22 protein-coding genes are annotated in these 19,542 nt (G+C 54.4%); 12 read left to right on the top strand and 10 right to left on the bottom strand.

The genetic code is table 11. The features are described 5' to 3' along the window. Window positions 1-70 precede the first annotated feature (70 nt). Window positions 71-697 carry a superoxide dismutase [Mn] gene (gene sodA, locus Q4A85_RS06380; RefSeq protein ID WP_303108659.1) on the bottom strand — a complete coding sequence of 209 codons (627 nt, stop codon included), beginning with the start codon at window positions 695-697 and terminating at the stop codon, window positions 71-73. 265 nt (window positions 698-962) lie between these two features. On the opposite strand from sodA, the gene Q4A85_RS06375 reads away from it, so the two are divergent. The 3 genes from Q4A85_RS06375 to Q4A85_RS06365 all read left to right on the top strand — a co-directional run bounded on the left by Q4A85_RS06375 (window position 963) and on the right by Q4A85_RS06365 (window position 3,533). Continuing rightward, a complete protein-coding gene (locus tag Q4A85_RS06375; RefSeq protein WP_303108657.1) occupies window positions 963-2,276 on the top strand; it encodes a pitrilysin family protein in 1,314 nt (437 codons plus the stop codon). A gap of 170 nt (window positions 2,277-2,446) precedes the next feature. Then, entirely contained in the window at window positions 2,447-3,091 is a 645-nt protein-coding gene (locus Q4A85_RS06370) for a DUF4230 domain-containing protein (RefSeq protein WP_303108655.1), read from the top strand. Between the two features lie 238 nt (window positions 3,092-3,329). Continuing rightward, complete coding sequence (locus tag Q4A85_RS06365; RefSeq protein WP_303108653.1) at window positions 3,330-3,533, top strand: hypothetical protein; 204 nt, start codon at window positions 3,330-3,332, stop codon at window positions 3,531-3,533. A 72-nt stretch (window positions 3,534-3,605) separates the two neighbouring features. Here the strand turns inward: Q4A85_RS06365 and Q4A85_RS06360 are convergent, their stop codons facing one another. Then, a complete protein-coding gene (locus tag Q4A85_RS06360; RefSeq protein WP_303108651.1) occupies window positions 3,606-5,249 on the bottom strand; it encodes a DUF4832 domain-containing protein in 1,644 nt (547 codons plus the stop codon). 173 nt (window positions 5,250-5,422) lie between these two features. Here Q4A85_RS06360 and Q4A85_RS06355 point away from each other — a divergent pair, with 173 nt between their 5' ends. The 5 genes from Q4A85_RS06355 to Q4A85_RS06335 all read left to right on the top strand — a co-directional run bounded on the left by Q4A85_RS06355 (window position 5,423) and on the right by Q4A85_RS06335 (window position 9,638). Continuing rightward, window positions 5,423-6,469 carry a metallophosphoesterase gene (locus Q4A85_RS06355; protein ID WP_303108649.1) on the top strand — a complete coding sequence of 349 codons (1,047 nt, stop codon included), beginning with the start codon at window positions 5,423-5,425 and terminating at the stop codon, window positions 6,467-6,469. Between the two features lie 306 nt (window positions 6,470-6,775). Next, window positions 6,776-7,705 carry a YheT family hydrolase gene (locus Q4A85_RS06350; RefSeq protein ID WP_303108696.1) on the top strand — a complete coding sequence of 310 codons (930 nt, stop codon included), beginning with the start codon at window positions 6,776-6,778 and terminating at the stop codon, window positions 7,703-7,705. A 65-nt stretch (window positions 7,706-7,770) separates the two neighbouring features. After that, complete coding sequence (locus tag Q4A85_RS06345; RefSeq protein WP_303108647.1) at window positions 7,771-8,487, top strand: LysE family translocator; 717 nt, start codon at window positions 7,771-7,773, stop codon at window positions 8,485-8,487. Between the two features lie 67 nt (window positions 8,488-8,554). Then, a complete protein-coding gene (locus Q4A85_RS06340) occupies window positions 8,555-9,184 on the top strand; it encodes an alpha/beta hydrolase (protein WP_303108645.1) in 630 nt (209 codons plus the stop codon). A 325-nt stretch (window positions 9,185-9,509) separates the two neighbouring features. Continuing rightward, complete coding sequence (locus tag Q4A85_RS06335; protein WP_303108644.1) at window positions 9,510-9,638, top strand: hypothetical protein; 129 nt, start codon at window positions 9,510-9,512, stop codon at window positions 9,636-9,638. Between the two features lie 24 nt (window positions 9,639-9,662). On the opposite strand, the gene Q4A85_RS06330 is transcribed toward Q4A85_RS06335, so the two are convergent. Then, complete coding sequence (locus Q4A85_RS06330; protein ID WP_303108642.1) at window positions 9,663-9,830, bottom strand: hypothetical protein; 168 nt, start codon at window positions 9,828-9,830, stop codon at window positions 9,663-9,665. Here Q4A85_RS06330 and Q4A85_RS06325 point away from each other — a divergent pair. Beyond that, window positions 9,750-10,394: an endonuclease/exonuclease/phosphatase family protein gene (locus Q4A85_RS06325; RefSeq protein ID WP_368500193.1), complete on the top strand. Its 645-nt coding sequence runs from the start codon at window positions 9,750-9,752 to the stop codon at window positions 10,392-10,394. The two genes, Q4A85_RS06330 and Q4A85_RS06325, sit on opposite strands and share 81 nt — an antisense overlap. A 75-nt stretch (window positions 10,395-10,469) precedes the next feature. Here the strand turns inward: Q4A85_RS06325 and glnA are convergent, their stop codons facing one another. Further along, window positions 10,470-11,888 carry a type I glutamate--ammonia ligase gene (glnA, locus tag Q4A85_RS06320; protein ID WP_303108640.1) on the bottom strand — a complete coding sequence of 473 codons (1,419 nt, stop codon included), beginning with the start codon at window positions 11,886-11,888 and terminating at the stop codon, window positions 10,470-10,472. A 38-nt stretch (window positions 11,889-11,926) separates the two neighbouring features. On the opposite strand from glnA, the gene Q4A85_RS06315 reads away from it, so the two are divergent. Further along, window positions 11,927-12,289: a hypothetical protein gene (locus tag Q4A85_RS06315; protein WP_303108638.1), complete on the top strand. Its 363-nt coding sequence runs from the start codon at window positions 11,927-11,929 to the stop codon at window positions 12,287-12,289. A gap of 374 nt (window positions 12,290-12,663) precedes the next feature. Here Q4A85_RS06315 and Q4A85_RS06310 read toward each other — a convergent pair whose 3' ends face one another. Continuing rightward, window positions 12,664-13,146 (bottom strand): TlpA disulfide reductase family protein, encoded by a 483-nt coding sequence (locus Q4A85_RS06310; RefSeq protein WP_303108637.1) that lies wholly within the window; start codon window positions 13,144-13,146, stop codon window positions 12,664-12,666. Window positions 13,147-13,168: 22 nt separating this feature from the next. Between Q4A85_RS06310 and Q4A85_RS06305 the strand changes: the two genes are divergently transcribed. Both Q4A85_RS06305 and Q4A85_RS06300 read left to right on the top strand, forming a co-directional pair. Continuing rightward, complete coding sequence (locus tag Q4A85_RS06305; protein ID WP_303108635.1) at window positions 13,169-14,314, top strand: elongation factor P maturation arginine rhamnosyltransferase EarP; 1,146 nt, start codon at window positions 13,169-13,171, stop codon at window positions 14,312-14,314. A gap of 98 nt (window positions 14,315-14,412) precedes the next feature. Beyond that, window positions 14,413-14,943, top strand: a complete 531-nt coding sequence (locus Q4A85_RS06300; protein ID WP_303108633.1) for a DNA-3-methyladenine glycosylase I — start codon at window positions 14,413-14,415, stop codon at window positions 14,941-14,943. Here the strand turns inward: Q4A85_RS06300 and Q4A85_RS06295 are convergent. The 5 genes from Q4A85_RS06295 to pilQ form a co-directional block, all read right to left on the bottom strand. Continuing rightward, window positions 14,890-15,105, bottom strand: a complete 216-nt coding sequence (locus Q4A85_RS06295; protein WP_303108631.1) for a hypothetical protein — start codon at window positions 15,103-15,105, stop codon at window positions 14,890-14,892. The two genes, Q4A85_RS06300 and Q4A85_RS06295, sit on opposite strands and share 54 nt — an antisense overlap. A gap of 71 nt (window positions 15,106-15,176) precedes the next feature. Beyond that, window positions 15,177-15,647 (bottom strand): ProQ/FINO family protein, encoded by a 471-nt coding sequence (locus tag Q4A85_RS06290; protein ID WP_303108629.1) that lies wholly within the window; start codon window positions 15,645-15,647, stop codon window positions 15,177-15,179. Window positions 15,648-15,758: 111 nt separating this feature from the next. Next, window positions 15,759-16,850: a 3-dehydroquinate synthase gene (gene aroB, locus Q4A85_RS06285; RefSeq protein ID WP_303108627.1), complete on the bottom strand. Its 1,092-nt coding sequence runs from the start codon at window positions 16,848-16,850 to the stop codon at window positions 15,759-15,761. Continuing rightward, window positions 16,831-17,328: a shikimate kinase gene (locus Q4A85_RS06280; RefSeq protein ID WP_303108625.1), complete on the bottom strand. Its 498-nt coding sequence runs from the start codon at window positions 17,326-17,328 to the stop codon at window positions 16,831-16,833. Before Q4A85_RS06280 ends, aroB begins: the two co-directional genes overlap by 20 nt. 91 nt (window positions 17,329-17,419) lie before the next feature. After that, on the bottom strand, window positions 17,420-19,522 hold the full coding sequence (gene pilQ, locus Q4A85_RS06275) for a type IV pilus secretin PilQ (RefSeq protein ID WP_303108623.1): 2,103 nt from the start codon (window positions 19,520-19,522) through the stop codon (window positions 17,420-17,422). Between the last annotated feature and the right edge of the window lie 20 nt (window positions 19,523-19,542).

The raw sequence follows: 19,542 nt of genomic DNA, 5'->3' as shown, positions 1-19,542 counted from the left end.
TTGGTAAACATAAGGCAGCCTGAAACGGATAAACCGCGTTTCAGGCTGCCTTATTATTATGCTTTAACGATTACTTGCTCGCCGCATCGAACCGCCGTTGCGCTTCGTCCCAGTTGGCAACGTGCCAGAAGGCTTTGATGTAGTCGGGGCGGCGGTTTTGGTATTTCAAATAGTAAGCGTGTTCCCACACATCCAGCGTGAGCAAGGGCGTGCCGCTGCAACCTGCGATGGCTGCGCCCATCAGCGGGCTGTCTTGGTTGGCGGTGGAGACCACTTTCAATTTGCCGTTTTCCAACACCAGCCATGCCCAGCCGCTGCCGAAGCGGGTTTGCGCCGCTTTTTCAAATTCGGCTTGAAAGGCTTCCACGCTGCCAAAATCGCGTTCAATCGCCGCTTTCAGGCTGCCTGAAAGGGTGGTGCCTGTTTTCAAAATTTGCCAAAACAGCGTGTGGTTGGCGTGTCCGCCCACGTTGTTGCGCACGGGCGTTTGTTTGTCGGCGGGCAATTCGGCGATGCGGGCAATCAATTCTTCCGCGCTTAATGATTGAAATTCGGCAGGCAACGTTTCCAACAGCGCATTGGCGTTGTTGACATAGGTTTGATGGTGTTTGCTGTGGTGGATTTCCATGGTCATCGCATCAAAATGCGGTTCTAGCGCATCGTAGGCGTAGCCCAGCTCGGGGAGTGTGTAAGCCATTGTGTTTTCCTTGTTGGCGTGGTGAGAAAACGGCGGATAATAGCTGTTCGCAGGCTATTGGGCAAGCGTTAAACCATTAAAGATTTTTATGATACGCGCAGCCTAAGGCAGCCTTGCCCCTTTGTCTAAATCTTTGATTTGGGTATAAAGGGGTATGCCGCAGCGCAACGCGCAAGGCTGAAAATCCATCATCATATTCCCCATCCGCCCAAGCCCAAACTGTTCTACAATCCGCCGTTTTTATCTCACCCGAAAGCCTATCATCATGCGCCTTAAAGCCCTTGCCCCCCCTTGCCCTGCTGCTCGCCACGCCTTTTGCCCAAGCCATTGTGATATTCAACGCTGGCACAATGCCCACGGCACACAAATTTTGCTGGCAGAACGCCACGAGCTGCCGATTGTGGACTACGCTGTGATTTTCAAAGGCGCGGGCAGCACCGCCGAACCCAACGGCAAAAGCGACATCGCCCAGCCCACCGCTTCCATGCTCACGCGCGGCACGCAAAAGCTAGACGAAGAAACCTTTACCGCGCGCATGAACGACCTAGGTTCCAGCATCGCAGGCAGCAGCAGCTTTGAATACAGCCTGTTTTCCTTTCGCAGTTTAAGCGACCCCAGCAAGCTCGCCCCCACCGCCGATTTGCTCAACCAAGCCCTTACCCAGCCGCGCTTTGACCAAGCCGTGCTAGAACGCCTGCAAAACCGCGCCGTGTTATCACTGCGCCAAGCGCAAAGCTACCCCAGCTATCTCACCAACCGCGAGCAAACCAAGCTCAACTATCCCACCCATCCCTACGGCAAAGCCGCCTACCGCAGCGAACAAAGCATCCGCGCGGTAACGCTGGACGATTTAAAAACCTTCCATCAACAGCATTACGCCCAAGACAACGCCATCGTCATCATCGCGGGCGACCTGAACCTCAGCCAAGCCGAGCAACTGGTTGCCCAAACGCTCAACGGCTTGCCACTCAAAGCGCAAAACCACACCGCCACGCCGCCCGTGCCCTACCACGGCGGACACACCAGCCGCATCCCCTTTGAAGCCAGCAGCCAAGCCCAAATCAGCATCGGCTTGCCCGTTTTAAAATACGACGACCCCGACTACTTCGCCCTGCTGTTGGGCAACTACATCCTTGGTGGCGGCGGCTTTGACAGCCGTTTGATGAAAGAATTGCGCGATAAACACGGCTACACCTACGGCGTAACCAGCAGCTTCGCCGCCTACGAACAAGCCGCCCCGTTTAACATCAGCTTTGGCACAGAACGCAAAAACAGCGAAGCCGCCCTTGCCGCCGCGCAAAAAGTGCTCGCCGATTTCGTTGCCAACGGCGTAACCGAAGCCGAGCTCAAACAAGCCAAAGCCCACATCACAGGCAGCTTCCCGCTGCGCTTTGACAGCAACGCCAAACTCGCCAGCAACCTAGTCGCCATCGGGCTATACAACCGCCCAACCGATTGGTTTGACACCTACAACAGCAAAATCAACGCCATCACCGCCGCAGAAATCAAAGCCGCATGGCAACGGCATATCAAGCCCGAGCAGATGAATGTGGTGGTAACAGGGGGCGCGAAGCCATAGCCGCGCGGGTTGGGTTTTCATCACTTGCGCGCAGCATAAAGGCAGCCTGAAAATGGGGAAACGCATTTTCAGGCTGCCTATTCTGCAACATCATTCACATCGCCCGCTCTTGTTTTCCCCGCCCAAGCAACCATTTAGGCAGCCTGAAACCACTCCCCCAATCGCCCACCATGAAAAAAACCCTACGCGCCCTTATCCTGCTTGCCCTAATCATCAGCGCATGGCTCTACCGCGCCCCGCTGCTCGCGCTGGTTCACCGCATCACGCAGCCCCCAAGCCCGCATCAAATCATCAACCAAGCCAGCGTGCTGCGCCAAATTCAAGACATCAACCGCCTAGAAAGCACCGCCTACCACATTGACACCATCATCAAAACCGAAAAGCAAGGCAACTGGTATGCCCTGTGGCAAGACAGCCAAAAAGGCATTTTCACCGCGCGGGGCAGCGTGGTGGCGGGGCTGGATTTAAACCAGCTCACCGAACGCAACATCCAAATTCTTGATAACCAAAGCATCATCATCAACCTGCCGCCCGTGGAAATCCTATCCGTGCAGCTAGACAAAATTGACGTGTACGACATCCGCACAGGCGCGTTCAACCTTTACCAAGCCGATTTAAACGTACTTGCCGAAGTGCAATACCACGCCAAACAGCAAATCCTGCGCCAAGCCTGCGCCGACCAAATCTTGCAACGCGCCAGCGAACGCAGCAAAAGCCAAATTGAGCAACTGTTCGCGCTCACGCCAATTAAAGTGTCGGTGTACACGCCCGCTGCGTTGCCCGAGTGCAAAATCAAGCCCCCAACGCAGAAATAGATTTCAGGCTGCCTTAATGCAATGCGGTTAAGGCAGCCTGAAAACTAAGAACCTGTATTCACTATTTCCATAGGCAGATTTTATGAAATAAAAGCGCGGATACAAGGCAAAAAGCGCAGCAAGGTTGGACACCTTGCGAGCATTTTTAATGCAGTAGCCGCGTTTTTAGGGCATAAAAGATGTCTATGAAAATAGTGAATACAGGTTCTAAAATGGAACGGCGAAGGCTTGCCGCCAAATGATGTATGCAATAGGGCTTAACTGGTTGGCAAGATGTCGGCGAGCCGCTGACGCTCCATTGGTTGCGGGTTGCGCAAAGGTTTCAGGTTGCCTAAAACTGCGTGCGCAGCAAGCTGCACACCCTACGCGCTACACTGAACTTCGTTTTCAGGCTGCCTTAATGCGATGGATAAGGCAGCCTGAAAACGGTTATTCAACCTAATTCACGTTGCCATAAACATTTTCAGGCTGCCTCAACAACCATGATTGAGGCAGCCTGAACCTTTATCCACGCTTATTGCACTTTAACTTTCAGCCCAGTATCCAAAAACCCTGTGCGCAAGTTCCATTGCACATTGCCTGAATCGGCGTTGGCAAAGCGCAAGGAGAAGCGGGTGTTGTTGGCAAGGCGAGCATCGGGGTCGGGCGCGCCCAATGAAACGCTGTATTCGCCTGCGCTTAGGTTAGGCATGGTGAGCGTGCCTTCCCATTCCGCGCTTGCGCCTGTATCCAGCGTGCGCAAGTTGGTGTTTTCCAGCACCACATCTTTGCTGCTGCCGCTGCTGGATGTGAAGCGCACCACAATATTGCGTGGGTTCAGCGGACGCGCCCAGCCTTGGTTGCTCAGCTTCAATGCCCATTTCAGGCTGCCTGTTGCGCCCGATTGGCTGCTGATTTGGAATTGGCTCAGCTCTATGCGATAGCCGATATTTTTTTGCACATCTGCCATGCAGCCTTCTTTTGTCCAGCCGTCGATGAAGGTTTTGTGGTAGTCGTAATTCAGATATGCCAAGCGGAATTCTTTGCCTTCGCGCAGGATGTCGGAACAAGTGGTGCGGGCGTTGGCGATTGGGGCGCAGGTTTCGCCGCCAAACGATGTGTATTGAACGTGCTGGCGGGTAAACATGCGTTGCGCTTCAATGGTTTGATCGCGGCGCGGTTGGTAGGTGCCTGTGTCGTCAATGCTGGCGAGATAGCAGTCGTTGTGGATGCCGATGCGCGCTTTTTCGCTGTTGTTAGCAAAATCTTCGGCGGTGGCGGGCGTGCCATACCATTTAATCAAATCATAGGGATAGCGCAGATTGAGCTGGCGATTGGCAGGCAAGGCGGCGAGCAAGGCTTGAGCGATTTCTTTTTTGTTGCTATCGCTGTTAAGCCCGTTGGCAGAAGAATGCCATTCGCCCCATGCGCCGATAAAGCCGCCTTGCCACACGGCAATTACATCGGCATTGCGGTTGATGATGGGTTTGAGCTGCTCAATATGGCGTTTCACTTGGGCAAGATTGGTGTCTTTGCCCGAGGCTTCGTAGTCGTAAGCAAAGCGCAACACGGCTTTCACGCCTGCTTGGCGCATCAGTTCAAAGCCGTCGTTGAGCGAGTTGAGATAGCTTTGTGGCAAGTCTTGGTTGCGCCATTGCGATAAATCGGCAGGGGTGTAAATCAGGCGATAGCCTTGTTGCGTGATGGAATTAAGGTAATACGCATCCAGCTTGGCGGGGTCGGCGGCGTATTTATAGAAACCGCGCTCGGGGTTGGGGAAATCCAGCGTGCTGGGGGTAAATTGCACGCTGAGTATGGCTGCGTTGTTGGGCGCAGGGGTTGGGGCTGGCGCGGGTGCTGGGCTAGGCACGGGGTTGGGCGTTGGGTTAGGCGCTGGGGCGGGCGCAGGAGTGGGTTGTGGCTGCTCGGGCGTGGGCGTAGGCAGCGGGGTAACATTGTTGTCGTTGCCTGCGTTATTGTTGCCGTTGTTGCCGCCGTTATCAGGCTGCGGCTTATTGGGCTCGGGTGTAACGTTAGGCGATTTATCTTGTTTATGATGATTCACTATCAAACCTGATTTATCAGAATGATTGGACGAACTACTGTCCACCCGATTTGACTTTTTGCAGCCTGAAACCGCAATGGCACACACCAGCATGGCAATCAGCGTTTTATTCATAGATACTCTCCCGTGAGTAAAGTTGGGTTAAAAAACATTAAGTTTATATTCTACGCCTATAACCATTATTCTGAAAATAGGCAGCCTGAAAACGCATCCCCCACCCCATAAGGCAGCCTGAAACCCGCTAAAATGCTATAATCCAGCCACTTAAACCCACCCAGCGCAACATTATGCCCCTTATCCAAACCCTACCCAATTGCCCGCTAGACATCATTGGCGATGTACACGGGCAATTTGAAGCCCTGCAAAACCTGCTGCACTATCTGGGCTACACCCCCGCAGGCAAACACCCACAAGGACGCAAACTCGTCTTCGTGGGCGATTTAATTGACCGCGGCCCCGATTCCCCCGCCGTGGTGGACTGGGTGAAACAAGCCATCGGCGCGGGCAACGCCTTTATGGTGCTTGGCAACCACGAAATCAACCTGCTCGCCCACGAGCCCAAAGACGGCTCAGGCTGGTTTTTTGACTGCCGCGCCAGCAAAGACAGCCACAACTACGCCCCATGGCAAAGGCAGCCTGAAAACAGCAAACCCGCCCTGAGCCAATTTCTCGCCGAGCAACCCCTTGTATTGCAACGCCAAGACCTACGCATCGTCCACGCCGCATGGCTGCCCGAGTCCATCGCCCAACTGCAACACCATACCGCCCCGCTGGTTCAGCTTATCCAAGAATGGGACGACGAGTTGCACTGCTGCATCAAACACGCCCCGTGGTATGACGACTACCTAGCCGAGCAACACAAACACGCCCACATCCTAGAAAACCCCAACCAACACCCCCCCATGCTACACGCCACCGCCACCCACGACATCTACCGCAGCAGCCGCCACCCCATCCGCGCCCTAACCTGCGGCATAGAAAAAATCGCCCACGAACCCTTTTTTGCAGGCGGACGCTGGCGATTTTCCATTCGCAACCCGTGGTGGAACGACTATCAAGACCGCGCCGCCGTGGTTATCGGGCATTATTGGCGACATTGGCACGACAACAATCCCATGCCCAAACACCGCGAAGGTATGTTCAACGTCCCTGCTAACGGCTGGCACGGCGCGCGCAAAAACGTGTTCTGCGTAGATTTCTCCGTGGGCGCACGCTGGCGCGACCGCAAACGCGGCATCGCCCCCACCCAATCCCACTACCGCCTTGCCGCCCTGCGCTACCCCGAAAAAACACTGATGTTTGACAACGGCGACAGCGTGAAAACCATTGCATAGGGATGATGAAGCAACGGCTTGTTGCCAAAGGCAGCCTAAAAACCAACCGTAGGGTGTGCAGCTGAGCTGCGCACGCTGTTGCAAAATAAGGGTATATGGCTTTGCCACGCACCATTTAACGATGCTTAATGGTGCGTGGCAAAGCCACACACCCTACACGCTGATTTCCCAGCAACCACCCATCGCCCAACCCTACATTCAATAATAGAACCGTTCCCCAAACATCAACAAACCACCGCATCCCATTTTCAGGCTGCCTACCGCACCCCGAAAGGCAGCCTGAAACCCAATCCCACCCATCCCTCCATGCCCCCTTTCACCCCCACCCACCCCATACCCCCCAAATGGCTACGCGGCGGCAACCGTGAAACACTCTACGCCAAAACCCTAGCCCGCTCCGCCCCCGCCTACCGCCGCGAACTCATCCCCGACAGCTTTGGCGCAGACCTAGTCGCCTACGATTTTTACGATGCCCCCAACGCCCAAGCCCCCTGCATCGTCCAACTGCATGGGCTAGAAGGCAGCAGCCGCAGTCACTACGCCGTAGAACTCGCCCACGCCGCCCACACCCACGGCTGGCACAGCGTAACCGCCCACTTCCGCAGCTGCGGCGGCGTATCCGCGCGACGCATGTACCACAGCGGCGACACCCCCGAGCTTGCCCATATGCTCGCCCAGCTTGCCCAACGCTACGCCACGTTATACGTTGTCGGCGTATCACTCGGCGGCAACGTGCTGGCCAAATACCTTGGCGAACAAGGCAACGCCGCCCTGCCCCGCGCCGCCGCCACCGTCTCCACCCCATTTAACCTAACCGCATCCGCCCAAGCCCTGCAACACGGCATTCCCTACCTGCTCTACACCCCCTATTTCCTGCACACCCTGCTGAAAAAAGTCCCCGCCAGCCCCCGCCCCATCCGCAGCCTTGGCGCATTTGACGATGCCTACACCGCCCCCATGCACGGCTACACCGACCGCTTTGACTACTACCACCGCGCCTCATCCCAGCCCCACCTAAAAAACATCGCCATCCCCACCCTGCTGATTAACGCCCAAAACGACCCCTTCTACCCCGCCACCTATCTGCCGCAACCGCGCGACATTTCCCCCAGCGTGCAACTGCTGCAACCCCAACACGGCGGACACGCAGGCTTCGTGAGTGGCAGCGGACGCGGACACCTGCGCTGGCTGCCCCAAACCCTGCTCGCATGGTTTGACCAATTTGAAGCAGCCTGAAAACCAGTCCAGCGTAACAACCAGCCGTAAAATGTGCAGCTTGCTGCGCACGCTGTTACAAACCATTGCCAATTGCCAACCCAAAAGGCAGCCTGAAACCACCAACAGCCACACAACCCATTTTCAGGCTGCCCAACCCAACCCCAAGGAACTCCCCCATGACCTTCTGGCACGGCTTCATCCTTATCACAGGCATCCACATTCTCGGCGCAATGTCGCCCGGCCCCGACTTCGTCTTTATTTCCCAGCAAGCCCTTGGGCAAGGCAGGCGCATCGGGCTGATTAGCAGCCTTGGCGTGGCACTCGGCTTGGACATTCACATCGCCTACTCCGTGCTCGGCATGGCCGCCATCATCGCTTCCGCCGCATGGCTGCTCACCGCCGTCAAAATCATCGGCGGCGCATACCTTATCTATCTGGGCTACAAAGGCATCCGCGCCAAAGCCAAAGGCGAAATTACCGAAATCCGCACCGCCCAAGCCGCACCGCAATCCGCCCGCACCGCGCTGGTGAAAGGCTTTCTGTGCAACGTGCTCAACCCCAAAGCCCCCGTGTACTTCGTCTCCATCTTCACCATCGTGCTCTCCCCCGCCATGCCCACATGGCAACTTGCCGTGTATGGTGCGTGGATGATGGTGCTGCAATTTGCATGGTTCGCCCTAGTAACCCTGCTGCTCTCCCTGCCCGCCATCAACCAACGCTTCCAAAAAGCGGGGCATTGGATAGACCGCGTACTCGGTATCGCCATGACTGCGCTGGGCATCAAAGTCATCATCAGCTAACCCGTTTTCAGGCTGCCTTATCATGCCCAAAGCAGCCTGAAACCATATCAACCCCAAAGGAAACCCAATGGCACAACCCACCCTTATCCAAATCAACGGCCCAGTCGGCAACCTAGAAACACTCTACTTCCCCGCCCAAGGCGCAGAACGCGGCGTTGCCGTGATTAACCACCCCAACCCCACCCAAGGCGGCACGTTTACCAACAAAGTCATCCAAACCGCCGCCAAATGTCTCGCCCAAATGGGCTTTCATTGCTACCTGCCCAACCTACGCGGCACAGGCAACAGCGCAGGGCAATACGACGACGGCAAAGGCGAAACCGACGACTGCATCGCCGTGATTGACCACGCCCGCGCCCAGCACCCCCAAGCCGCCCAACTCGCCATCGCAGGCTTCTCATTCGGCGGCTACGTTGCCAACTTCGCCGCCCAAGCGCGCCAGCCCGACCTGCTGCTGCTGATTGGCGCAGCCCTGAACCACTACCTGATGCCCACGCCCCCCGCCCCCAACGTACAAAAAACCCTTGTTATCCACGGCGAAAAAGACGAAGTGGTAGAACTCGCCAAACCCCTAGCATGGTGCGCCACGCAAGATATGCCGCTGATTGTTATCCCCGAAAGCGGACACTACTTCCACGGCAAACTCATCGTCCTGCGCGATACCCTTAACCGCTTTGTGCCCAGCATCATCGGCTAAATAAAAGGCAGCCTGAAAACGCATTGCAACGTTTTCAGGCTGCCTAATATAGCCGTAGGGTGGGCAACCCGCTTGCCCACCAAATGTTTCCATTGACCACTTTCAGGCTGCCTTGAAGCATCGCCAATCTTTTGCCAGAGCAGGCGTTTCGCCGCCTACCACGAGCAGGGGCAAGCCCCTGCACCCCACGCGGGCAAGTATTTCAAAATAATCAACCACCCCGCCCGCGCCCGTAGGGTGGGCAACTCATTGCCCACCTTGTTTTACCGACCGCCAAAATAACAACAGCAGCCTGAAATCCCCCACCCACCACACCCAAGCCACCATGTCCCACCCCATCTACCGCTTCATCACCCTCCGCGTTCAAGCCCTAGCCCTACTCTCCCTAATCGGCGCAACCCTTGGCGCGCTTGGCAGCCACCATTGGCTAGCCGAACTGTTCAGCCACTTTTGAGCGTGGTACGGCGCATTCTTCGCCCTAGCCGTCCTGTTCGCCCGCAGCCACCGCCAACGCTTCGCGTGGCTCGCGCCCGCGCTGTTCGCCGCCTACTGGCTGTTCACCCCGCTGCCTGCCCCCGCCATCTCCGCCCAGCACAGCCACCGCGCCCTGTGGTACAACGTCAATCTGGACAACCCCAACCCGCAAGCCGAAATCGCCCTAATCCAGCAACACGCCACCGATGTCGTTGCCCTAGCCGAAATCAACCTAGATGACCCGCGCTGGCAGCCGCTGCAACAAGCCTACCCGCACGGCTGCCAACACCAAGAACACAGCCCTTTTGCGCTCGCCCTATGGTCAAAAACCCCGCTCAAAAGCTGCCACATCAGCTACATCAACGACCTGCCGCTTATCCGCGCCGAACTGCCCAACGGCACAGCCCTATACGCCCTGCACCCACTGCCGCCCATCAACGCCGAACTCGCGCAAACACGGCTGGATTATTTGCGCCACGTCGCCGCCCAAATCGCCCGCGAAAACAGCGTGCTGGTATTGGGCGATTTAAACGCCAGCCCCTTTTCGCCCGTGTTCCGCGATTTCACCCCCACCGCCCGGCTCCACAACGCCATGACCAACATCACGCCCACATGGTTTTTATTCGGGCTGCACATAGACCATGTGCTGCACCGCCAAACAGGCAACGTGCAAACCACCGCCCTGCCGTGGGGCGAGTCCGACCACCGCGCCATTTTGGTTGAACGGCAATTTTGATTTGACCCGCACAAGCAAAATAAAGGCAGCCTGAAAACGCATTGCAACGTTTTCAGGCTGCCTAACGCCATCCGTTTACAGCGAATAATACATCTCAAATTCCAGCGGATGCGGTGCCATTTGCATACGGCGCACGTCTTCCGCCTTAAACGCGATGTAGCTGTCAATCCAATCTTGGCTGAACACGCCGCCGCGCAGCAAAAATTCGTGGTCATCTTGCAGCGCGGCAAGGGCTTCTGCCAGCGAAGCGCACACGGTGGGCACTTGCGCGTCTTCTTCGGGCGGCAAGTCGTATAGGTTTTTGCTGGCGGGGTCGCCGGGGTGGATTTTGTTTTGGATGCCGTCCAAGCCCGCCATCAGCAGCGCGGCAAAGGCAAGGTAGGGGTTCGCCATTGGGTCGGGGAAGCGCGCTTCAATCCGCATGGCTTTGCTGCTGTGCACGGCGGGGATGCGGATGGATGCCGAGCGGTTTTTGGCGGAATACGCCAGTTTCACAGGTGCTTCAAAGTGCGGCACAAGGCGTTTGTAGGAATTGGTGGATGGGTTGGTGATGGCGTTCAAGGCTTTGGCGTGCTTGATGATGCCGCCGATGTAATACAGCGCAAGCTCGCTCAACCCCGCGTAGCCGTCGCCAGCAAACAGGTTTTTGCCGTCTTTCCAAATGGATTGGTGCACGTGCATCCCGCTGCCGTTGTCGCCCATCAAGGGTTTGGGCATAAAGGTGGCGGTTTTGTTGAAATTGTGCGCCACGTTCCAAATCACATATTTCATGTCTTGCGTCCAGTCGGCGCGTTCCACTAAGGTGCTGAATTTTGTGCCAATTTCCATTTGGCTGCCCGTTGCCACTTCACCGTGATGCACTTCCACGGGGATGCCGATTTCTTCCAACACGCGCACCATTGCCGAGCGCAAATCTTGCCCCGCGTCCACAGGCGCAACAGGCGCGTAGCCACCTTTCACCACGGCGCGATGCCCTGTGTTTTGCCCGTCATAATGATAGCCACTGCTCCACGCCGCGCTTTCGGATGTGATTTTAAAGCGGGCTTTGTCCATGTGCGTTTCAAACGCCACGCCGTCAAACACGAAAAATTCGGGTTCGGGCCCAAAATACGCGGTGTCGCCGATGCCTGTGGATTTTAAATACGCTTCGGCGCGGCGAGCGATGCTGCGCGGGTCGCGGTCGTAGCCCTGCGCGTGGGCAGGGTCTATCACATCGCAAATCAGCACCACGGTGATGTCGTCAAAAAAGGGGTCTATGAATGCGGTGCGGGGGTCGGGGCGAAGCTGCATATCGGATGCTTGGATGCCTTTCCAACCTCCGATGGATGAGCCGTCAAATGGCTGCCCGTTTTCAAACCATTCTTCGGGGTCTTCCAACACAACGCGGGCGGGGATGGTGAAATGGTGTTGTTTGCCTTTGGTGTCTGTGAAGCGCAAATCCACGAAGCGGGCTTCGTTTTCTTCAATGAGTTTGATAACGTTGCTGATAGACATGGCGTTGCTCCTTGCTGGCGAGTTGAGAATGGATGCGGATGATTGTGCCATTTTTTATGTTGCCCGACAACATTTATTTACAAAAGATGGGGTATCGTTTACAAAGGGGCGCGGGGATGATAGGCAGCCTGAAAATGCAGAACCGTTTGGTGTTGCGCCAAACGGTTTTTTGCTGGATGGATTGGGTTTCAGGCTGCTTTTGGGGTGTTACGAGTGTTAGGCAGCCTGAAAACGCAAAACAGTTTGGTGTCGTGCCAAACAATTTTTTGCTGGATAGATTGGGTTTCAGGCTGCCTAACCCATCACATCCGTTTAGTGCTGCTGCCCTTTCCCCTACGTCCAGCCGAGCGGAGCATCCTTTTTTCGGGAAAAAGCGTGCGCTTGTCCGACGACGCGCGTAGTGCGGCCAGTTCGCACGCGCCGAAAAAAGGATGCGCAGTGAGGGAAGTTCGCGCAGCGAACCTGCACGTCGGGGTCGCCTTTCTTTGCTTACTTTCTTTAGAGAAGCAAAGAAAGTAAGTGCCCCGTCGGCATGAGACGCATGGTTAAAACCACGCAAATGCTAACCACAAAGCACCAATCTTTTTCAGGCTGCCTTAAATGCCAGCCACAAAGCACCCCAAAGCATGATATACAACACACGTTCTAGCAAAAATCCTATTGGTGGCTTCGCTTAATTGCGTTTCAGGCTGCCATGATGTTCCACAAATAATTTTCAGGCTGCCCCAATCATCCAAGTCAGCCTGAAAATGCTGTTTACAATGCTATCGCAATCTCACTTCTTCCCACACTTCGCCTTCACCGCCGCCACCGCGCTATCCAGCTTCGCGCCATCCACTTCGCCCAGCAAAGCCTGCTCCGCGCCGCATTGGGGCAAGCGCACCACCGTGTAAGGCAAGCCGCCCACCTTGTTGCCCAAATCGCGCATCATCGCGCGGCTGTTTGCGCCCGTGTATCGCCAAATCGGATAAGAAACGGGCGTAGCTTTCAAAAACTTGCTCACGTTTTCAGGCGAATCCACCGCAATACCAATCAGCTCAATGCCTTGCTTTTTGCCCTTTTGTTGATACCATTGGCTCATCGCGGGCATTTCCTTGCGGCAAGGTTTGCACCAAGTCGCCCACAGGTTCACAATCTGCACCTTATCGCCGCTGGCTAACTGCTGTGGCTTGTTATCCGCGTGCGACACAAAATCCGCCGCGCCCGCAGGCAACGCCGCGCACAACGCCAAAATCGCCAAACTGTTCAACATTTTCATCAAATTCTCCTTACAACAAACTATGGACAAAAACAAACCGCGCCATTCTACCGCCAAACCGTTCATCTGTTGGCTTTTTTGCACCGTGATTGACAACTTTGGCGACATCGGCGTGTCGTGGCGGCTGGCGCAAGAGCTGCGCCAACGGCTCGGCTGGCAAGTGCATCTGTGGCTGGACGACCTTGCCGCGCTGCGCACTATTGCCCCTGATGCGCCCGCCGCCCTGCCCTGCGCCCATCAAGGCATCCCGCTTCGCGCATGGCAAGCGGCGCAATCTGCCGATTTGGGCAACGCGCCCGCGCCCGATTTGGTGATTGAAGCCTTTGCCTGCGACCTGCCGCCCAACGTGTTGGCGGTTATCCAAGCGCATCGCCCCGTGTGGCTCAACTGGGAATATTTGAGCGCGGAAGACTGGGCAATCCGCACCCACGCCATGCCCAGCCTGCAAGCCAACGGCTGCGAAAAATACTTCTGGCAAATGGGCTTTGTGCCACAAAGCGGCGGCTTGCTGCGCGAAGCGGATTATGTTGCCCAAATGGATGCGTATGGGCTAAGGCAGCCTGAAAACCTTGCCGCCCCCGCCAACCGCACACTCAATATTTTCGCCTTTGGCTACGCCAGCGATATTTGGCAAAAATGGGCAACCGCGTGGGCGGAACAAGAGCGCGAAATCGTGTTGCATGGCGCAGGCAAGCCCTTGCAGACCAGTTTATCAACATGGCGCAATGGTTCAGGCAGCCTGAAAATCACCCCCCAAGACTTCGTGCCACAAGCGCAGTTTGACCGCCTGCTTTGGGCAGCCGATGTGCTGATTATTCGCGGCGAAGACAGCTTTGTCCGCGCCCAGCTCGCAGGCAAGCCGTTTTTTTGGCACATCTACCCGCAAGATAAAGCCGCGCATTTGGACAAACTCCACGCCTTTTGGCACACGCATCATCAACACGCCGCACCCACCACCGCCGTGCAACACGCCCACCAAGCCCTGTCGTGCGAACTCAACGGCGCAGCCGATTTAACCCCCGCCCAACGCCGCCAGCATTGGCACACGCTGCTCACCCACCTTGCCGACTGGCAACGCAGCGCGCGCGCATGGCAACACTATTTGTTGCGCCAAAGCGATGCCGTGAACCGTTTGCACGATTGGCTTAAAAGCATCCACCGTTTGTAGTCCCGCCCACGGCAGCCTGAAAGCGCAAAACCGCCACCCCGCCCTTTTCAGGCTGCCTATGGCAACCACCCTTTCAACCCAATTCCCAAGGAGTCCCCATGTCCCAAGCCTACTGCGACTTCTGCGCCGCCCTGCCCGCCAACACAACCAACCCCAACAAAGCCTACCACGACACCGAATACGGCGTACCCGTGCAAGACGACAACATCCTGTTTGAACGACTGGTTTTAGAAATCAACCAAGCAGGATTAAGCTGGACGACCATACTCAACAAACGCGCCGCGTTTCAGGCTGCCTATGCCCAGTTCAACATCGCCGCCGTCGCCGCCTTTGGCGAAGCCGACATCGCCCGCCTGCTCGGCAACGCAGGCATCATCCGCAACTGCCTAAAAATCCAAGCCGCCATCCACAACGCCCAGCAAATCCAAACGCTGCAACAGCAATACGGCAGCTTCAAAAACTGGCTAGATGCCCACCACCCGCGCAGCCAAGACGCATGGGTGAAGCTGTTCAAACAACACTTCAAATTTATGGGCAACGAAATCGTAGGCGAATTTTTGCTCAGCACAGGCTACCTAGCAGGCGCGCATGAAAAAAGCTGCCCACAATATCGGCAGCCTGAAAATTGAAAACAACCCCAGCAGCTTATCGAACGGCGGCAGCTCGTCGCCAAACAGCGTTACCCGTTCCACCCAATCAAACACATTCCCGCGCAGACCAAACGCCCAAAGGCAGCCTGAAACCTTTGCAAAACCCTTAACAGCAGCCTGAAACACAATAAATTCCGTCATTCCCGTGTAGGCGCACTACCGCCCCAAACAAACTTTCAGGCTGCCCATCCCAAAGAAAGGCAGCCTGAAACTCAATCCCCAACCGTTTCCGTATGCTCCGCAGTAGCTTCCACTTCAACCGCCGCGCCCTGCTCTGCTTCCGCTTTTACTGCCTTGGCAGCCGCCGCTTCTGCTCGGCGTGCATCCTGCTTCTCAATCGCTTCCCGAATATTCGGCTGCGACAGCGCGTGTTGCTGCTCCTGCTCGCTCACCTCGCCCTGAAAACGGTTGTTCAAATTAAACCGCTTGCCCCCACGCGCCACCGCTTTCAAATATTTCGGGCGGCGGCAATGGTTAGACAACACCCGATGAATCAACGTGGCATCAAACTGTGGCAACGCTTCCACCAAATCCTGCTCAATGCCAATCGCCAGCGGCTTAAACCGCTTAAACACGTCATATTTGCTATACAAATAATCCGCAATCATATCCGTTTGCTTTTTCTTGCTCATCGTTTGCACGGCAGACTTCAACGCCGCGCCCAAAGCTGTTTCTTGTGTCATAGTCATCATTCCAAAAATAGTAAGAACCGCGTAGCGCGAGCCTTGCCCGCTATCTACTACGCCAAATCCATTTTCAGGCTGCCTTAAATCATAACCAGCCCAGTTTCTCCATTAAGAAATAAAAGGTTGCAACGCATCCCATAAAATCTGCACATCATCAATCGGCGTTAAAACCGCCTGCCCCAACGCCGCCAGTGTAACAAACCGCATCCTGCCACTTTCCACCTTCTTATCATGCCGCATCTGCGCCAGCCATCGTTCAAACGCAAACACAGGCGGCGCATCAGGCAACCGCGCCTGTCGCAGCAAAGCACGCACTCGCGCCGTATCCTGCGTTTTCAGGCTGCCTAATCGCTCCGACAGCAAGCACGCCAACACGCAACCCGCCGCCACCGCCTCGCCATGCAGCCAATTGCCGTAGCCCATCTCCGCCTCAATCGCGTGTCCAAACGTATGCCCCAAATTCAGCAACGCCCGCGCGCCCTGCTCGGTCTCATCCTGCGCCACAATCGCCGCTTTCATCTGACAACAATGCAGCACCGCCTGCGCCAGCAAAGCCTTATCGCGCGCCATCAACGCCGCCATATTCGCTTCCAGCCATTGCAAAAAATCCGCATCGCCTAGCAGCGCATATTTAATCACTTCCGCCATCCCCGCTGATAACTCGCGGTCGGGCAGCGTGTCCAGCGTGTCCAAATCCGCCAATACCGCCTGCGGCTGATAAAACGCGCCAATCATATTCTTGCCCAGCGGATGATTGATAGCCGTCTTGCCGCCCACCGAAGAATCCACTTGGCTCAACAGCGTAGTCGGCACTTGCACAAACGGAATGCCACGCTGATACGTTGCCGCCGCAAAGCCCGCCATATCGCCAATCACCCCGCCGCCCAGCGCAATAATCGTGGTTTTACGGTCGGCATGATGGCGCAGCAAACCATCGTAAATCGCATTGAGCGAAGCATGATTTTTATGCTGCTCGCCATCGGGCAACACAATCGAAAACGCTTCTACGCCATTCGCGTGCAGCGCATTTTGCAGCTTTTCCAAATAAAGCGGCGCAACCACATCATTGGTAACAATCGCCACCTTCTTGCCAATATGCGCTTCTAGCAGCGCAAAATCAGCAAAAATCCCGCTGCCAATATCAATCGGATACCGATGCGATGGCGCATCCACCATCAAATTATCCAAGACCTGTTTCATATTCCGCCGCACATTTCAAAATCTGCTCAAACGTCGCTTGGCAATCCTCCGCCCCCATTTCAATCACAATATGCGCCGTTTCCCGATAAATCGCATCCCGCGCCTGATACAAATCCCGAAACTTCGCCAACGCATCTTGCACCTGCAACAGCGGGCGGTTTTTATCCTTGCCCACCCGCGCAAACAGCATTTCAGGCTGCATATGCAAATAAACCACCAAGCCGCGTTGCCGCAAGCAAGCCCGATTCTGCTCCCGCAAAACCGCTCCGCCGCCCGTTGCCAACACGATATTGGGCCGCAACGATAGCTCGTTGATGATATTGCTTTCGCGCTGGCGAAAACCCGCTTCGCCCTCCATTTCAAAAATGGTTGGGATGTTCACACCCGTGCGCTCGCAAATCACTTGGTCGCTATCAAAAAAAGAGCGATTTAAATGCTGCGCCAGCCGTTTGCCTTGCGTGGTTTTCCCTGCCCCCATCAAGCCCACCAAAAATAAATTGCCTGCTATATGTTCCATAGCAGGCAATTTTAACTTAAATTTGCACAATATGCAGATTTTTTACATGATATTAGTAGCGCATTACGCTGGTTTCGCTGCCCATAATGCGTGGCGTGATAAAGAACAGCAATTCATTGCGGCTATTGTTGCGCGAACGTGTTTTAAACAGGTTGCCCAACACAGGCAAATCGCCCAGCAGAGGTACTTTTTTCACGTTGTTTTGAATCACTTCTTGATACACACCGCCCACAACCAAAGTGCCGCCATCCTCAATCATGGCTTGTGTTTTCACCGATTGCGTACGAATGCTTGGCTCGCCTTCTGAGCTTTGGTAAGTGTTATCAGGCGTGTCTTTGTTAATCGTAACATCCATGATAATTTTGTTATCAGGCGTAATGCGTGGCAACACTTTCAAACTCATCACTGCATCTTTAAATGATGTTGTGGTGCTGCCATCGCTATCGCGCGTGGTGTAAGGCACTTGATAACCTTGTTTAATTTCAGCTTCTTGACGGTCTTGTGTTAATACACGGGGAGTAGAAATGGTTTTGCTGCGACCTTCTGCTTCGGAAGCGGAAAGTTCCAAACCTAAAATGCCTGAGCTAAATGATTTCACAACCGCAATTGAGCCAACGGCAGATGACACAGGAATATTTACGTTGGGTGCAAATGTAACCGAACCATTAGCACCAGTTTTAACGCCATGAATATTGCGTTCAGTACCATTATTCCAATCATTACCCCACGAAGTGCTACCATTGCGACCAGCACCAAATTTCACACCTAATTCACGAGATAAGGTATCCGATGCTTCAACAATCCGCGCTTCCACCATCACTTGACGCGCGGGCACATCCAATTCTTCAATCAAAGCATTAAATTTTTGGATAACCGATTGCACATCATTAACAATCAACGTGTTGGTTGCAGGGTCAATCAACGCGCTACCACGCGAAGTCAAGAGAGAATTATTGCTGTTGCCTGATGAGCTTCCAGAATCGGAAATACGCAGAATTTTCTTAAATTCTTCAACATTTTTATATTTCAATTGGAAACTTTGAGAAAGCAATGGCCCCAAATCATCCAATTCTTTGCGCGCAGTCAATTCTGCTTTATCGCGTGCCAACATTTCAGCACGGGGTGCAACATTGATGATATTGCCCACACGGCGCATATCCAATTCGCGTGCATCCAGAATCAAATCTAACGCTTGGTCCCAAGGCACATCTTTCAACGAAAGCGTCATTTTACCTTGCACGCTATCGCTAGCCACGATGTTCATACCTGATTCAGTTGCCAAAATTTGCAAAACAGTTCGCACATCAACGTTTTGGAAATCAAGAGAAATGCGTTTGCCTGTAAATTTTTGTTTGGTTTTATTCGCACCAATGCCCAAAGAAGTAACATTTTTGGTTGGTGTAATTTGAATGCTTTGACGACCATTTTTACCTGTTACGGTATGCTTCCATGTGCCTTGGTTACGCAAAGTGATTTGCGTATCGTTGCCCACACGGCGCACGCTAATTGTGCGAACAGGCGTAGAAAAATCTGTTACATCTAGATTACGCTGCGCCTGAGTGGGCAATGGATAGTTTTTCAGCGTAATAACCAAACGATCGCTTTGTGAACGAATTTGCGGCTCACCAGTAAAATTTGATGCAAATTCAACTACGCCAGAATTATTGCCACCTTTGTGGAAATCAATATTGAAAGGAACAGAAGAGTAAGAAGCATTTTGCACTTGCGCACTTCTTGCAGCAGGTGTTGCGCTTACAGGCGCAGAGTTAGACGAACGCGCTTCGCTCAACTGCACCCATACTTCGTTGCCTTTTACTTGAACGTTGTATTGACCTTCTTGACCCAATCCCAATAACACGCGAGTGCTGCCTTCACCTTCTGCGGTTACAATTTGGTTAAGCAAGTTGTCGTTAAATGTTAAAGTAGGTTGTTTTACTTTTAAATCCGTATTCGCAAAATCTAGTGTAATGCGAGCAGGCGATGAAGTAATGAAACCAGTTGGTTCTACCGCATCTTTGTTAAATTTAAACTTGATTACACGCTGTTTATTAGGCAAAACAGATACTTTAATATCGGTAATGCTGCCAGCATAAGCAACTTGTGTAAGCAAGCCTGCAACAAGTGCTGATAAAACTTTTACTGAATTTTTTTTCATAATTTAAGCCTCTTTCAAAA

The sequence above is a fragment of the Kingella sp. (in: b-proteobacteria) genome, from assembly GCF_030527935.1.
Taxonomy (GTDB): Bacteria; Pseudomonadota; Gammaproteobacteria; order Burkholderiales; family Neisseriaceae; genus Kingella_B.
Note: the sequence above shows the minus strand (reverse complement) of the source record. Positions and strands in the feature narration are given on the sequence as shown.